Source organism: Streptomyces sp. NPDC031418 (genome assembly GCF_055581605.1).
This window is the reverse complement of the sequence record NZ_JBVIJC010000010.1, coordinates 201014-216230: the sequence shown is the minus strand read 5'-3', so window position 1 is coordinate 216230 and position 15217 is coordinate 201014. Positions and strand designations below refer to the sequence as shown.

At 68.2% G+C, this 15217-nt stretch carries 12 protein-coding genes; 5 read left to right on the top strand and 7 right to left on the bottom strand.

What is annotated here, in order from left to right; all coding sequences use genetic code 11:
- Window positions 1–32: 32 nt before the first annotated feature.
- The 5 genes from typA (at window position 33) to ACZ5CZ_RS16925 (ending at window position 7046) form a co-directional block, all read left to right on the top strand.
- Window positions 33–1940 carry a translational GTPase TypA gene (typA, locus tag ACZ5CZ_RS16945; protein ID WP_385840227.1) on the top strand — a complete coding sequence of 636 codons (1908 nt, stop codon included), beginning with the start codon at window positions 33–35 and terminating at the stop codon, window positions 1938–1940.
- A 142-nt stretch (window positions 1941–2082) separates the two neighbouring features.
- Window positions 2083–3045: an ABC transporter permease gene (locus tag ACZ5CZ_RS16940; RefSeq protein WP_468943391.1), complete on the top strand. Its 963-nt coding sequence runs from the start codon at window positions 2083–2085 to the stop codon at window positions 3043–3045.
- A 123-nt stretch (window positions 3046–3168) separates the two neighbouring features.
- Complete coding sequence (locus ACZ5CZ_RS16935; protein ID WP_468943388.1) at window positions 3169–4977, top strand: ABC transporter substrate-binding protein; 1809 nt, start codon at window positions 3169–3171, stop codon at window positions 4975–4977.
- Window positions 4978–4983: 6 nt separating this feature from the next.
- Window positions 4984–5964 carry an ABC transporter permease gene (locus ACZ5CZ_RS16930; protein ID WP_385840223.1) on the top strand — a complete coding sequence of 327 codons (981 nt, stop codon included), beginning with the start codon at window positions 4984–4986 and terminating at the stop codon, window positions 5962–5964.
- Between the two features lie 11 nt (window positions 5965–5975).
- Window positions 5976–7046, top strand: a complete 1071-nt coding sequence (locus ACZ5CZ_RS16925) for an ABC transporter ATP-binding protein (protein WP_468943385.1) — start codon at window positions 5976–5978, stop codon at window positions 7044–7046.
- Here the strand turns inward: ACZ5CZ_RS16925 and ACZ5CZ_RS16920 are convergent.
- The 7 genes from ACZ5CZ_RS16920 to ACZ5CZ_RS16890 all read right to left on the bottom strand — a co-directional run bounded on the left by ACZ5CZ_RS16920 (window position 7043) and on the right by ACZ5CZ_RS16890 (window position 14825).
- Window positions 7043–7780 (bottom strand): hypothetical protein, encoded by a 738-nt coding sequence (locus ACZ5CZ_RS16920; RefSeq protein ID WP_468943383.1) that lies wholly within the window; start codon window positions 7778–7780, stop codon window positions 7043–7045. The two genes, ACZ5CZ_RS16925 and ACZ5CZ_RS16920, sit on opposite strands and share 4 nt — an antisense overlap.
- Before the next feature lie 61 nt (window positions 7781–7841).
- Window positions 7842–8582, bottom strand: coding sequence for a class I SAM-dependent methyltransferase (locus ACZ5CZ_RS16915; RefSeq protein WP_468943381.1), 741 nt, complete (start codon window positions 8580–8582; stop codon window positions 7842–7844).
- Window positions 8583–8734: 152 nt separating this feature from the next.
- Window positions 8735–9784, bottom strand: a complete 1050-nt coding sequence (locus ACZ5CZ_RS16910; protein ID WP_385840217.1) for an ABC transporter ATP-binding protein — start codon at window positions 9782–9784, stop codon at window positions 8735–8737.
- A 26-nt stretch (window positions 9785–9810) separates the two neighbouring features.
- A complete protein-coding gene (locus ACZ5CZ_RS16905) occupies window positions 9811–10836 on the bottom strand; it encodes an ABC transporter ATP-binding protein (RefSeq protein ID WP_385840216.1) in 1026 nt (341 codons plus the stop codon).
- Window positions 10837–10847: 11 nt separating this feature from the next.
- Window positions 10848–11831 (bottom strand): ABC transporter permease, encoded by a 984-nt coding sequence (locus ACZ5CZ_RS16900; protein ID WP_385840214.1) that lies wholly within the window; start codon window positions 11829–11831, stop codon window positions 10848–10850.
- Window positions 11832–11931: 100 nt separating this feature from the next.
- Window positions 11932–13716, bottom strand: coding sequence for an ABC transporter substrate-binding protein (locus tag ACZ5CZ_RS16895; RefSeq protein WP_468943375.1), 1785 nt, complete (start codon window positions 13714–13716; stop codon window positions 11932–11934).
- An 80-nt stretch (window positions 13717–13796) separates the two neighbouring features.
- On the bottom strand, window positions 13797–14825 hold the full coding sequence (locus ACZ5CZ_RS16890; RefSeq protein ID WP_385840212.1) for an ABC transporter permease: 1029 nt from the start codon (window positions 14823–14825) through the stop codon (window positions 13797–13799).
- Window positions 14826–15217 lie beyond the last annotated feature (392 nt).

Genomic DNA, 15217 nt, shown 5'->3' with positions numbered 1-15217 from the left:
GCGTTCCTCACACTCCGGGAGTACGGCAACCTATGGCCACGCGCCACGACATCCGCAACGTCGCCATCGTCGCCCACGTCGACCACGGCAAGACCACCATCGTCGACGGCATGCTGAAGCAGGCCGGTGCCTTCGCCGCCCACCAGCTCGACTCGGTCGACGACCGCATGATGGACTCGAACGACCTGGAGCGTGAGAAGGGCATCACGATCCTCGCCAAGAACACGGCGGTGAAGTACCACCCCAAGGACGGCGGGGACCCGATCACGATCAACATCATCGACACCCCCGGCCACGCCGACTTCGGTGGCGAGGTCGAGCGCGGTCTGTCGATGGTCGACGGTGTCGTGCTGCTCGTGGACGCCTCCGAGGGCCCGCTCCCGCAGACCCGCTTCGTGCTGCGCAAGGCGCTCCAGCAGCGGCTCCCCGTCATCCTGTGCATCAACAAGACGGACCGCCCGGACTCCCGCATCGACGAGGTCGTCAACGAGACGTACGACCTCTTCCTCGACCTGGACGCGGACGAGGAGCAGATCGAGTTCCCGATCGTCTACGCCTGCGGCCGTGACGGCATCGCCTCGCTGACCAAGCCGGAGAACGGCACGGTCCCGGCCGACTCCAACAGCCTGGAGCCGTTCTTCTCGACGATCCTGGAGCACATCCCGGCTCCGACCTACGACGAGGACGCCCCGCTCCAGGCGCACGTCACCAACCTGGACGCCGACAACTTCCTCGGCCGTATCGCGCTGCTGCGCGTCGAGCAGGGCGAGCTGCGCAAGGGCCAGACGGTCGCGTGGATCAAGCGCGACGGCTCCATCAGCAACGTCCGCATCTCCGAGCTGCTGATGACCGAGGCGCTCACCCGCAAGCCTGCCGAGGTGGCCGGCCCGGGTGACATCTGTGCCGTCGCCGGTATCGCCGACATCATGATCGGCGAGACCCTCGCCGACCCCGAGAACCCGATCCCGCTGCCGCTGATCACGGTCGACGAGCCCGCGATCTCCATGACCATCGGCACCAACACCTCGCCGCTGGTCGGCCGGGGCGGCACCGGCAAGGGCGCCGACGCGAAGTCGGCCGTCAAGGACCGCAAGGTCACCGCCCGTCAGGTCAAGGACCGCCTGGACCGCGAGCTGATCGGTAACGTCTCGCTGCGCGTCCTGGAGACGGACCGTCCGGACGCCTGGGAGGTCCAGGGCCGTGGTGAGCTGGCGCTCGCCATCCTGGTCGAGACCATGCGCCGGGAAGGCTTCGAGCTGACCATCGGCAAGCCGCAGGTCGTCACCAAGGAGATCGACGGCAAGACGTACGAGCCCGTCGAGCGCATGACGATCGACGTGCCCGAGGAGCACATGGGCGCGGTCACGCAGCTCATGGGTGTCCGCAAGGGCCGTATGGACAACATGTCCAACCACGGCTCCGGCTGGGTGCGCATGGAGTTCGTCGTGCCGTCGCGCGGTCTCATCGGCTTCCGGACCGAGTTCCTGACCCAGACCCGCGGTACGGGCATCGGGCACTCGATCCACGAGGGCTTCGAGCCCTGGTTCGGCACCCTCCAGACCCGTAACAACGGCTCCCTGGTCGCCGACCGCGCCGGTGCCGTCACCGCGTTCGCGATGACGAACCTCCAGGAGCGCGGCGTGCTGTTCGTCGAGCCGGGCACCGAGGTGTACGAGGGCATGATCGTCGGCGAGAACTCGCGCTCCGACGACATGGACGTCAACATCACCAAGGAGAAGAAGCTCACGAACATGCGGTCCTCGACCGCTGACGTCTCCGAGTCCATCGTCCCGCCGCGCAAGCTGTCGCTGGAGCAGTCGCTGGAGTTCTGCCGCGACGACGAGTGCGTCGAGGTGACCCCGGAGGCGGTCCGCATCCGCAAGGTCAACCTGGACCAGCGTGAGCGGGCCCGCGCCGCGAGCCGCGCCAAGCACGGCTGATCCACGGGCAGTCGAGCCCGGGCACCCCATGGCGGGGTGCCCGGGCTTTTTGCCGCCCGCTTTCAGGGGTAGTTTGCGGACAGCGCTCGGGTCATTGAGTGAACACGCGGAGTCACATTCCTTCGGGTGAAGTGGGCGAACCGTGACAACTCCTGGCAAGATCGAGGGCCGGTCACCCGGCCGGCTCATGTGGCTGCGTTTCCGACGCGACCGCACGGGTGTGCTCTCGGCCTGCGTGGTGGGCTGCTTCTTCCTGCTCGGCCTGCTCGCCCCGCTGATAGCCAAGGGGTACGGCAAGGACCCCTACACCGTGTACGCGGACGAACGTCCCGAACTCTTCGACAGCGCCGGAGTGCCGGTGCGGCCCAACGGCGGCATCAGCGGCGAGTTCTGGTTCGGACTCGAACCCGGCAACGGGTACGACGTCTTCACCAAGCTCCTCTACGGCATCCGCACCTCGCTGATGATCTCGGTCGCGGTCACCCTCGCGGTCGTCGTCACCGGCATCCTGCTCGGCGTCACGGCCGGCTACCTCGGCGGCCGGGCCGACTACCTCATCGGCCGGGTCATCGACTTCCTGCTCGCCTTCCCGGCCCAGCTGTTCTTCATCGCGAGCATGCCCGTCGTCGTCTCGCTGTTCGTCAGCCCCCGCGACGAGACCCCCACCTACGTCCGGGTCGTCGCCCTCGTCCTGGTCCAGTGGTTCCTCGGCTGGATGGGCCTCGGCCGGATCCTGCGCGGCACCACACTGGCCCTGCGCGAACGGGAGTTCATCGACGCGGCGAGGATCAGCGGGGCCTCGCCGTGGCGGATCATCCGCAGGGAGATCCTGCCGAACACCGTCACCCCGCTGCTGGTGCAGGCGACGTACCTGCTGCCCAACTTCGTGACCGCCGAGGCCGGGCTGTCCTACCTGGGCGTCGGCATCGTCGAACCGACGCCGGACTGGGGGCAGATGTTCGCCAAGGCGTCCACCCAGCTGGTGATGCAGAACGACATCACCTACATGTTCTTCCCCGGCGTGTCGATGATCGTCTTCGTCGTCGCCTTCAACCTGCTCGGGGACTCGGTCAGGGACGCCTTCGACCCCAAGACCGCGCACTGAACCGGCACTTCAGGCAAGCGCACACGGTACTTCGGACAACCGCACGGCACCTCAGGCAAGCGCACGGCACTTCCATCGCACCTCCACGGTCCCGGTGACACACAGATGGGTGGGAATCGCGTGATGAACAGGGGTGGACGTCAACTCCACGGCGCGCTCTGCGTCCTCGCGGCCGGAGCTCTCGTGCTCACGGGTTGCAGCAAGGGCGGCAGCGGCAGCGGCGGCGACAACCGGAAGGACCAGCAGAACGCACGACGCCAGCAGGCCCCCATCAAGTTCGGCGGTACGGCCGACTCCACCGGGCCCGCGGCGCCCGTGCCCGGCGCCAGGTCCGGCGGCACCATGGAGGTGCTCCAGCGCGACTCCTACGCCCACCTGGACCCCGCCCAGATCTATGTCTTCGACCAGATGTCGCTCGCCCAGCTGATCCACCGCGGCCTCACCGGCTACAAGGCGACCGGCAACGACGGCCACCGGCACGAGGTGGTCGGCGACCTCGCCACCGACTCCGGCACCACCACCGACGGCGGCAGGACCTGGAAGTACACCCTCAAGGACGGGATCAGGTTCGCCGACGGCACCCCGATCACCTCCAAGGACGTCCGGCAGACCGTCGAGCGGCTCTTCGCGCCCTTCATCACCCAGGGCCCCGCCTACCTCCAGCAGTGGCTGGCCGGCACCGACGGCGCGGGCTACCGCAAGCTGCTCCCGGACGGCCCCTACAAGGGCAGACACCTGCCGGACAGCGTCCTTTCGACGCCCGACGCGAAGACCATCGTCTTCCACTTCGCCAAGCCCCACCCGGACCTGCCGTACGCGCTCGCCATGGCCGGCTACTCCATCGTGTCCGCCAAGGGCGACACCCGGCAGCAGTACGACAAGAACCCCGTCACCACCGGCCCGTACAAGATCCAGTCCTTCAAGTCCGGCAAGTCGATGGTGCTGGTCAGAAACCCCGCATGGGACCCGAGGACGGACCCCATCCGGCACCAGTACGTGGACCGCTTCAACATCGTCTTCAACCAGCAGTTCGAGACCTCCACCAAGGCGCTGCTGGCGGACAGCGGCCCCGACCGGGCCGGCCTCAGCTTCAACAACCAGGTCGACGCGGGCAACCTGTCCCAGGTCCTGCGGGACCCGAAGCTCAGGTCCCGCACGGTCTCCGGCTACCAGCCCTACGTCGGCCAGATGAACATCAACCTGAGCAAGCCCGAGATGAAGGACATCCGGGTCCGCCGGGCCATCGCGTACGCCCTGCCGATCACCCCGTTCGTGCGGGCCTACGGCGGCAGCGACGCCATGGAGGTCGCGGGCGGCCTGATCTCCCCGACCGTCCCCGGCTACGACCCCGCCTTCGACCCGTTCGGCAAGAAGAAGCACCCCGAGGGCGACCCGGCCAGGGCCAGGAAGCTGCTCCAGGCGGCCGGCAAGCTCCACATGAAGCTGACCTTCGGCTACACGAACACCAACGAGGGCCAGCAGTACTCCACCGCCATGGCGGCGGGCCTGAAGAAGGCCGGCTTCGACGTCCAGCGCCGGGAGATCCCCTCCGAGACCTACTTCGACCAGGTCTCCAAGCTCGACAACGACTACGACATCTTCCACACCTCGTGGGCCGCCGACTGGCCGTCCGGCGGGACGGTCATCCCGCCGCTGTACGACGGCCGCCAGATCGCCGACGGCGCGTCGAACTACTCCCAGCTCAACGACCCCCACGTGAACAGCGAGATCGACCGCATCGGCCGGATCGCCGACCCCGCCAAGGCCGCGGCCGAGTGGGAGAAGGTCGACAAGTACCTGCTCACCAAGGTGGTGAACGAGGTCCCGACCGCCTACTACAAGCAGGTCCAGATCGCCGGCTCCCGGGTCGGCGGCCTCGTCTACGACGACGTGATCGGCAGCATCGACCCCCGCTGCCTCTACATCAAGTGACCGGCCGTGCTGCGCTTCCTCGTCCGCCGGACCCTCGGCGCCGTCGTCATCCTGTTCCTGCTGAGCATCGTCACGTTCGCGCTGTTCTTCGGGGTGCCCCGGGACCCGGCGCTGCTGATGTGCGGCAAGACCTGCAACCCGGGCAGCCTCGCGAACATCCACCATGTGCTCGGCCTGGACAAGCCGCTCACCGAGCAGTACTTGATCTTCCTGCACAATGTGTTCCTGGGCAGCGACAGCTTCGCCCAGGGACCGTGCCCGGCGCCCTGTTTCGGCTACTCGTACCACACCGACGAGCAGGTCTGGGGCACGCTGACGGACCGGCTGCCCACCACCGTCTCGCTCACCCTGGGCGCGGCCGTGTGCTTCCTGGCCGTCGGCCTCGGCACCGGGCTGCTGGCCGCCTGGCGGCGCGGCACGCTGATCGACAAGACGGCCACCGCGGGCGCCATGGTCGTCAGCTCGCTCCAGATCTACTTCCTCGGCCCACTGGTGCTGGCCGTGTTCGTCTACCAGACCCACTGGTTCGCCAAACCCGCCTACAACGAGTTCACCCACGACCCCGTCGGCTGGTTCACCGGGCTGCTGATCCCCTGGGCCGTGCTCTCCACGATCTTCGCCGCGCAGTACACCCGGATGGCCCGGTCCTCGATGATCGAGCAGCTCCAGGAGGAACACGTCCGCACCGCCCGCGCCAAGGGCATGTCCCGGCGGTATGTCTTCTTCCGCTACGCCTGGCGGGGTTCGCTCATCCCGATCGTCACCATCTTCGGCATCGACCTCGGCTCCCTGTTCGGCGGCGCCATCATCACCGAGTACACCTTCGGTCTGCCGGGCATCGGCCAACTCGCCGTCCAGGCGGTTCTCTTCAGTGATCTGCCGCTGCTGCTCGGGGTGATGCTGTTCGCCGCCAGCATGATCCTGCTCTTCAACATCGTCGTCGACGCGACGTACGCCTTCATCGACCCGCGGGTGCGGCTGTCGTGAGGAGGGACACCATGGAAGAGGACCTGCTGCGGGTCTCCGGGCTGACCAAGCACTTCCCGGTCAAGGGAGGCTTTCCCGTCCGCCGTACGGTCGGCCGGGTGCAGGCCGTCGACGGCATCGACCTGACCGTGCGCGCCGGGGAGAGCTTCGGCCTGGTCGGCGAGTCGGGCTGCGGCAAGTCGACCACGGGCCGGCTGATCACCCGGCTGCTGGAACCGACGGCCGGCACGATCACGTACCGGGGCCGGGACATCAGCCATGCGACGCGCAGACAACTGGCGCCGATCCGCTCCGAGATACAGATGATCTTCCAGGATCCGTACGCGTCGCTGAACCCGCGCCAGACCGTCGGCACGATCGTCTCCGGGCCGATGGAGATCAACGGGATCAGACCCGAGGGCGGTCGCGAGAAGCGCGTCCGGGAACTCCTGGAGATCGTCGGTCTCAACCCCGAGCACTACAACCGCTTCCCGCACGAGTTCTCCGGCGGTCAGCGCCAGCGCATCGGTGTCGCCCGCGCGCTGGCCCTGAACCCGAAGCTGATCGTCGCCGACGAGCCGGTCTCCGCCCTCGACGTGTCGATCCAGGCACAGGTGGTCAACCTGCTCCAGCAGGTGCAGCGGGAGCTGGGCATCGCGTTCCTGTTCATCGCCCACGACCTGGCCGTCGTACGGCACTTCTCCCAGCGGGTGGCGGTGATGTACCTCGGCAAGATCGTCGAGATGGGCGACCGCGCGTCCCTCTACACCCGCCCGCGCCACCCCTACACCCACGCCCTGCTGTCCGCCGTACCGGAGCTGACGGCGGACGAGGAGCCGCGCGAGCGGATCCGGCTGGCCGGCGACGTGCCGTCCCCCATCGCCCCGCCCTCCGGCTGCCGCTTCCGCACCCGCTGCTGGAAGGCGACGGAGAAGTGCGCGGCCGAGGAGCCGCCGCTGGAGCGCATATCCGGCAACCGGGAGGGCCATCTGACCGCCTGCCACTTCCCGGAGGAGCCCACCACCACGGCCCGCGAGGAGGACATCGTCCTGGACCCGGCCCTGACTGCCGTGGAGCAGGGGGAGGAGGGCGCCGGAGGCTAGAGACCGCTCCGGCGGGCCGTGTAGTAGGTGGGCTCGGGGGAGTCCGAGTCGTCGACGGTGAGGCTCAGCAGGGTGCCGTAGCGGGTGCGGGCGGCCGTCAGGGACAGTGGGGCGCGCGGGGTGGTGGTGCAGCGCTCGTGGACGGTGAACCGGGTCGGGCGGGAGCACGCGGCGGGCTCCGCGACGCGGTGCGGCCGGGGTGCGCCCGGGCGGTCCCAGTCGACGGACAGCCCCGGAGCCTTGAGCACCGGGGCGGGCATCGGGGTGCCGTCCTGGAAGCGGCCGTGCTCGCGGTAGTAGTCCAGGGCGAAGGACACGGTGCCCGTCGCGCTGGGCACCTCGTCCCCGGTGGCGTCCCGGGGCCCCCAGGCGGCGATCCGGGCCGCGCGGAGGCGGGGGAGTACGTCGGTGATCCGGCCCCGGACGCCGAAGTAGGCGACGGCCCCCATCCGGCACTCCAGGGAGTTCGGCGACCGGTCGCTGTCGAAGAGCGAGCTGGGCGGCTGGTAACAGGTGTCGGTGAGCCGCGTCCCGATGTGCTCCAGCCCCTCGACCGCGCTCAGCCGCGCGACCAGGGCGTGGATCCGCCGCTCCGCGGCCGCCCGGTGGGACCTCGCCTCGGGTGACTCGGCCTGGTTGCGCAGGTCCTGCACCGACGGCTCGACCGAGCACCCGGTGCCGAGCCCCGCCAGGATCAGCGCCAGCAGCCCTGCGGCCGCCCGTGTCCTCCGCATCCGCACACCTCCGCCCCCCACTCTGCGGCGCCCGGGGCCCGGGAGGCATGAGTAGGCGTACTCAAGCGCGCCGGGCCACCGTGATGATCTCGGGCGCGGCGGCGGTGACCGGGCCCCGCGCCCAGTCGCCGTACTGCTCGACGACGGCCAGCCCGGCCTCGCCGAGGAAGCCGGCCAGGGACTGCGGGTCCAGGAACCGCAGGACGCTGGGGCAGGCCCGGGGCGCCGGCCAGCCGTCGGCGTCGTAGGTCTCGGTGAACCGCACCCGGCCGGCGCCGGGCTCCCACTCCTGGACCTCGTGCCACACCCGTACGGTGCTGCCGTCGCCGGTCCCGAACTCGTGCACCCGGTCGGGAGTCCACCGCTCCCAGGCGCGGGCGGCCGGGTTGCGGGTCTCGAACACGAACCGCCCGTCCTCGCCCAGCGCCTCCCGGGCCGCCCGCAGACAGCGGCGGATCTCCTCGTCCCCGACCAGCTCCTGGAAGGCGTGCCCGGTCATGACGACGAGGTCGAACTCCCCGTCCCACCGGCGCACCCGCGCGTCCCCGAGGACCCACTCGACGTCCGGCCGGGCCCGGCGTGCCTGTACGAGCATGGCGGCGGCCGGATCGAGCCCGGTCAGCCGGCCGCGGTGCCCCTCGGCCCGGGCCCGCCGCAGCAGCCGCCCGGTGCCGCACCCGATGTCCAGCACCGAGCGGGCCCGACGCACCAGCCCGAGATAGAAGTCGTCGTCCGGGCCCCAGGGGTTGAGGCTGTCGTAGAACGCGGCGAGCGTGAGATCCGTGAAGACTTGGTCCGGCACCGCGGCAGTCTGACACACGTTGCTGAACGGTGCGTCAGTTTCCGGGACACTTCTTGAGGGACCGTCAACTTCTTTCGTCACCCGGCTCGTTGAACGCCGCAGGCCCGCGTCCGGGAAGGGCGCGGGCCTGCGGGGATGCCGTCAGTGGAAGGTCAGGCGAGGTCCTTGGAGAGGCGGTCCTTGGACTCCCGGGGCGCGGGGACGGTCTCCTGCGTCTCGGGGTAGTGGCACGCCGTGAGGTGGCCGGCCTTGTTGCCGGTCACCTGGACCAGCTGCGGCGCCTCGGTCGCGCACTTCTCCGTCGCCTTCCAGCAGCGGGTGCGGAAGCGGCAGCCCGACGGCGGGTTGATCGGCGACGGGACGTCACCGACCAGCCGGATCCGCTCGCGCGGCTCCTCGTCCACCGTCGCCTCGGGCACGGCGGACAGCAGCGCCCGGGTGTACGGGTGACGCGGGTTCTCGTACAGGTCCTCGCGGTCCGCGATCTCGACGATCTTGCCGAGGTACATCACCGCGACGCGCTGCGAGAAGTGCCGCACGATCGCCAGGTCGTGGGCGATGAAGACGAAGGCGATGCCCATCTCCTTCTGAACCTCCTGGAGGAGGTTCACCACCTGTGCCTGGATCGACACGTCGAGGGCGGAGACCGGCTCGTCGGCGACGATCAGCTTCGGGTTCAGGGCCAGCGCGCGGGCGACACCGATGCGCTGGCGCTGACCGCCGGAGAACTCGTGCGGGAAGCGGTTGAAGTGCTCGGGGTTGAGACCGACGATCTCCAGGAGTTCCCGGACCCGCTTCTCGCGGCCGCCCTCCGGGTTGATGTCGTTGATCTCCATCGGCCCGGAGATGATCTTGCCGACCGTCTGCCGCGGGTTCAGCGAGGCGTACGGGTCCTGGAAGATCATCTGGATCTCGGAGCGGATCGGCGCCAGCTCCTTGCGGCCCGCGTGCGTGATGTCCTGGCCGCGGTAGGTGATCTTGCCGCCGGTCGGCTCCAGCAGCCGGGTGATCAGCCGGCCCGTGGTCGACTTGCCACAGCCCGACTCGCCGACCAGACCCAGGCTCTCGCCCTCGGACACCTGGAAGTCCAGGCCGTCCACGGCCTGCACCGCGCCGACCGTACGGCGGATCGGGAAGCCGCCCTTGATCGGGAAGTGCTTGGTCAGCCCCGAGACGTCCAGGAGGGGGTTCGTGTTGCTCATGATGGTGAAGTCCCGTCTGCTGTCCGTCAGTTGTGCCGGGTCTCGGCGAGGTCGGCGAAGAGCGTCCGCTTCTGCTCCGCGGTGAGGTGGCAGGCGGAGCCACGCCCCTCGACCACGTCCAGCACCGGCCGCTCACTGGAGCACCGGCCGCCCTCCACCTGGTCCGCGAAGGCGCAGCGCGGGTGGAAGCGGCAGCCGCTCGGCGGGTTGAGCAGCGAGGGCGGGGAACCGGGGATCGGCGTCAGGGGCACGTCGACCGGGCCGTTCAGGCTCGGCATCGAGTTCAGCAGGCCCACCGTGTAGGGGTGGTCGGGGGCGCGGAGCACCTGCTTCTTGGTGCCGCGCTCCACGCACCGGCCGCCGTACATCACCAGCACGTCGTCCGCGATGTCGGCGATCACGCCGAGGTCGTGGGTGATGAAGATGATGGCGGTGCCGAACTCCTGCTGGAGGTCCTTGAGCAGGTCCATGATCTGGGCCTGGACCGTCACGTCGAGGGCCGTGGTCGGCTCGTCGGCGATCAGCAGCTCGGGGTCGCAGACCAGCGCCATGGCGATCATCGCGCGCTGGCGCATACCGCCGGAGAACTGGTGCGGGTACTCGTCCACCCGGACGTCCGGCTGCGGGATGCCGACGCGGCGCAGCATCTCGATCGCACGCGCCCGGGCCTCCTTCTTGGAGCAGCCGGTGTGCTTGCGGTACGTCTCGGAGATCTGGGCGCCGACCGTGTGGTACGGCGACAGGGAGGCCAGCGCGTCCTGGAAGATCATGGACATCTTGTTGCCGCGCAGCTTCTCCAGCGTCCGCTCGGACGCGGTCAGCAGCTCCTGGCCGTCGAGCAGGATCTCGCCCTCCAGGGCGGTGCGCTCGGGGTTGTGCAGGCCCAGGATGGCCAGGTTGGTCACCGACTTGCCGGAGCCGGACTCGCCGACGATGCCGAGGGTCTTGCCCTTCTCCAGGTCGAAGGAGAGGCCGTCGACGGCCTTGACCACGCCGTCCTCGGTGGAGAAGTGCACGCGCAGGTCGCGGACGGAGAGGAAGGGGGTGCTCATGGTTTCTCTCCTTAAGCGAGGCGGACGCGCGGGTCGATGAGGGCGTAGACGGCGTCGACCACGATGTTGAAGACGACGATCGCGGCGGCGGCGACCAGGGTCACGCCGAGCAGCATCGGCAGATCGTTGTCCTTGACGGCCTTGACCGACACGGCACCGAGGCCGTGCAGGCCGAACGTCGCCTCCGTGATGACCGCGCCGCCGAGCAGCGTGCCGAGGTCCAGGCCGAGGATCGTCACGATCGGGCCCATCGCACCACGCCAGGCGAACCGGAAGAACACCGTGCGCCAGGCGAGGCCCTTGGCGCGGGCGGTGCGGACGTAGTCCTCGCTCAGCGTCTCGACCAGCTGGGAACGGGTCATACGGGTGTAGTTGGCGGTGAAGATGATCGCCAGCACGAACCACGGCAGCAGGAAGCCGGTGAACCAGGACACCGGGTCCTCGGTGATGCCGGAGTTGTCGTTCGGGCGGGCGAAGATCTGCCACTCGTCTGCCAGGTAGAACATCGCGACGATACCGACGATGTAGATCTGGAGCGAGGAGCCGATCAGCGAGGCCGAGGAGGCGATCTTGTCCATCGCCTTGCCCTGCTTGACGGCGGCGATCATGCCGGTGCCGACACCGAAGATGACGAAGACGACCGCGCTGCCCAGTGCCAGGGAGATCGTGGTCGGGAAGCGGTCCAGGATGATGCCCGTGACCGGCTCGCGGTTGATGAACGAGTAGCCGAGGCAGGGCGCGTTGCAGTGCCCGTACGACGCGTAGTCACGGCCCATGAAGACGCCCTCGAGCCAGTGCCAGTACTGCACCGGCAGCGGATCGTCGATCCCCAGGTTGTGCTTGACCAGCGCCAGAGTCTGTGGCGTGCAGACCTTGCCGCAGGCGACCCGGGCGGGGTCACGCGGAGCGACATAGAAGAGGAAGAAGGTGATGGCACTGATGATCAGCAGGATCACCGCTGCGCCGAGTATCCGGCGGACGAGGAAGCGGAACATGGCGATGGGATTCCCTGGGCGACGCCGTGGTGGGGGCGGAGGGGGACGGGCGGGGGGCGCCGGTGTGCGGCGCCCCCCGCCCCTGGACTGGCTGTGAGCGTCAGGCCTTCACGTACAGCTTGTACATGATGAACGCCGAGAACTGCGGGTCGAACATCGCGCCGCCGACCTTCGAGCCGTGCAGGTAGAACCGGCGCTGGAAGGTTTCGGGGATGATCGGAGCCAGCTCCGTCATGATCTTCTTGTCCAGCGCCTCCCAGGCCTTGGCGGCCTGGTTCGGGTCGGGGATGACCGCGTTCTTCTTGATCGCGTCGTTGACCCAGCCGACGTTCAGCTGCGAGACGTTGTTGGAGCCGTTGGCGATGGTGGAGCCGTCGAACAGCGGCTGCATGACGGTGTAACCGGTCGGCCAGTCCGGGGACCAGCCGAACCACATCACGTCGAAGCTGTTGTCGATCTGCTGGACCTGGTCGTAGTAGCTGGTGGAGTCCACCGGCTTGACGACCGGGTCGAAGCCCGCCGCCTTCAGGGCGTTGGTGATGACGACCGCCGTCTTGGTGTAGGCGTCGTTGCTGCCCTTGGGGTAGGTGTAGACGATCTTCTGGCCGAGCTTGCCGGCCTCCTTCAGAAGCGCCTTGGCCTTCTCCGGGTCGCCCTGCGGCTTCTTCAGCTTGCCGTAGACGTCCTGGTGCTCGTAGCCCAGGATGTCGGGGCTGATGATGGAGGTCGCGTAGTCACCGGCGGACGGACCGCCGTAGATGCGGCGGATCTGCTCCAGCGGCCAGGCGTGGTTGAGCGCCTGACGCACCTTCGGGTCGGTGATCCGCTTGCAGTTGATGGCGTAGTAGTACAGGCCGGTGAGCAGACCGTTGATGGTGCGCTTCTTCAGCTCCGGGTCGCCGAGGACCTTCTGGAGACGCTCGGCCGGGACACCGCTGTACGCCATGACCGCGTACTGGTCGTCGCCGCTCTGGGCGATCAGACGGTCGGTGGCCGCGAGCGACTCGTTGCCGAACTGGAAGGTGAAGCTGTCCGGGTAGGCGTTGCGGATCGCGTCCGTCTTCGGGTCCCAGTTCGGGTTGCGGACCAGCTTCAGGGACTTGTCGACGGAGTGCTGCGCGATCTTGTAAGGACCGGCGGAGACCGGGTCCTTGTCGTACTTCTCCTTGGAGTCGTGGCCGACCGGCACGGCGCCGTAGGAGTGCATCGCCAGGGTGAAGTTGAGGTCCGGGCGGGCGACCTTCAGCTTCAGGGTGATGGTCTTCTTCGCCTTGTCGGTGACGATCGAGTCCAGGTGCTTGCCGCTGAACGGGCCCTTGTACTTGGACCGGAAGTCGCTGGAGCCGACGAGCGCGGACTGGACGTACTGCGCACCCTCGGTGGTGAAGCTGGCGAAGCCGCGCTCGATGCCGTGGCGGACGTCCTCGACGGTCAGCTCGCTGCCGTCGTCCCACTTCAGACCGTCCTTCAGGGTGAAGGTCCAGGTCTTGCCGCCGTCGGACATGGTGCCCGGGTCGGTCGCCAGGTCACCGACGAGCTTCATGGAGCCGTCGGAGGCGATCTTGTAGCCGGTCAGGGTACGGACGTACAGGTTGGCGATGGTGGAGTTCCACGCGAAGTAGATCCGCTGCGGGTCCAGGTGGGAGAAGTCGTCCGGCCCGAGGCCGATGATGTTGCCGCCCTTCTTCGCGCCCGGGATCTCCGGGGCGGGGCCGGTCGAGTCCTCCTTGGTGCCGACGGTCACGGAACCCGTGTACTTGTCGGTACCGGCGTGGGAGTTCTTGCCACCGTTCCCGCTCCCGCCGCTGCTGCACGCGGAGAGGACCATGGAGCCGCCGGCCGCGACCGACGTGGCGATGACGAAGTTTCTGCGGGAAAGGGACATGGCTTCCTGCTCTTGTCGAGGAGAGTTACGAGCTGCTCCGGCGGGCCCCGTCGCCCGGGCCGGAAGGTGGTACGGGAGGTTCAGCGCCCGGCCTTGGGGTCCAGCGCGTCACGCACCGAGTCGCCGAGGAGGTTGAAGGCGATCACGAAGATCACCATCGACAGGCCCGGGAAGAGCATGTACGTGATGTCGGACTGGTAGTACTTCGAGGCGTTCTGGACCATGACGCCCCAGTCCGGGGTGGGGTCGGAGAGGCCGACACCCACGAAGGCCAGACCCGCTTCGGTCGTGACGTACATGGGAAGCGCAAGAGTGGCCTGGATCAGGATCGGCGTCCAGAGGTTGGGCAGCAGTTCCTTGAAGATGATCCGCGCCGAGGACGCTCCGGTGACCTTGGCGGCCTCGACGAACTCACGCTCGCGCAGGGCGAGTACCTCACCGCGCAGCAGTCGGGCCATGGGTGCCCAGCCGAAGATCGTCATGATCACGATCAGCGAGGTGACGATGAGCCAGACCGGAGTGGCCTCCTCGGGGGAGACCAGGATGGTCAGCATGACCGGGAAGAAGCCGATGAAGAACAGCATCTGCGGGAAGGCCAGCAGGATGTCGATGATCCGGCCGACGAAGTAGTCGGTCCTGCCGCCCAGGTAGCCGGCGGTGACGCCGACGATCACGCCGATGACGGCCACCAGGAGGGTCGTCGCCGTGGCGATCAGGAGCGAGTTGCGGATGCCGTAGAGCAGGAACGTGAGCACGTCCCGGCCCAGCTGGGGGTCGATTCCGAACCAGAAGTCACCGCTCATGCCGCCGTTGGGCTTCGCCGGGAAGCCGAAGTCGTCCAGCAGCGTCGGGTCGTTCTGGCCGTACGTCGTGTACGGGTCCTTGCCGTACAGCTTGGCTATGAGCGGCGCGCAGATGCCGATCACGAAGAAGAAGATCACCACATAGGCGGATATGACGCCCGTCCTGTCCCGCTTGAAACGGGTCCAGGCCAGCCGTCCCGGAGAGCGGCTCTCGGTGCCCTTGGGGTTGCCGGGCTTCGCCGATGCGGCGCTGTCTTCGTCGGTCACCTCGAGGGGGGCGGCCGGGGAAGGAGTTGCGGGGGTCATGATGCTCCGTGCCTTGTGGGTCAAGGCTCCGCAGGGCGCTCCCCTACGGGCTACGCCGGACTTTTTCAACGCAATTCATTCAAGGTCAATAAATTCTGGGCCGCCTTGGTTGCGTCTTTACCTTCTTGGCTCGTACTTGACCATTCCGCAGCTACACGGGTAGCGCGCCGTAATCAATCCGTGCTTCAGATCGGACCAATTGGGCGAATCGGGCAAGGCGTTCGTTATGCGGACGGTCGTGTGTCGAAATGCGTACATCGACACGTCCCAATCCAACGTTTCAGCATCGTTAAGCGAAGATCTGTTGCGCTCCTCGGGCAAGATCGTCCAGGGGGTTCGCGGGGGTGCCTGCAATCGGATGACGTGTCCCTCTAAAGGCCCCTCAATCGGGC

Excerpts from the sequence above, each read along its gene's own strand:
- ACZ5CZ_RS16890 (WP_385840212.1), bottom strand. The coding sequence starts at position 14,825 with ATGACCCCCGCAACTCCTTCCCCGGCCGCCCCCCTCGAGGTGACCGAC.
- ACZ5CZ_RS16905 (WP_385840216.1), bottom strand. The coding sequence starts at position 10,836 with ATGAGCACCCCCTTCCTCTCCGTCCGCGACCTGCGCGTGCACTTCTCC.
- ACZ5CZ_RS16910 (WP_385840217.1), bottom strand. The coding sequence starts at position 9,784 with ATGAGCAACACGAACCCCCTCCTGGACGTCTCGGGGCTGACCAAGCAC.
- ACZ5CZ_RS16925 (WP_468943385.1), top strand. The coding sequence starts at position 5,976 with ATGGAAGAGGACCTGCTGCGGGTCTCCGGGCTGACCAAGCACTTCCCG.
- typA (WP_385840227.1), top strand. The coding sequence starts at position 33 with ATGGCCACGCGCCACGACATCCGCAACGTCGCCATCGTCGCCCACGTC.
- ACZ5CZ_RS16900 (WP_385840214.1), bottom strand. The coding sequence starts at position 11,831 with ATGTTCCGCTTCCTCGTCCGCCGGATACTCGGCGCAGCGGTGATCCTG.
- ACZ5CZ_RS16935 (WP_468943388.1), top strand. The coding sequence starts at position 3,169 with ATGAACAGGGGTGGACGTCAACTCCACGGCGCGCTCTGCGTCCTCGCG.
- ACZ5CZ_RS16920 (WP_468943383.1), bottom strand. The coding sequence starts at position 7,780 with ATGCGGAGGACACGGGCGGCCGCAGGGCTGCTGGCGCTGATCCTGGCG.
- ACZ5CZ_RS16895 (WP_468943375.1), bottom strand. The coding sequence starts at position 13,716 with ATGTCCCTTTCCCGCAGAAACTTCGTCATCGCCACGTCGGTCGCGGCC.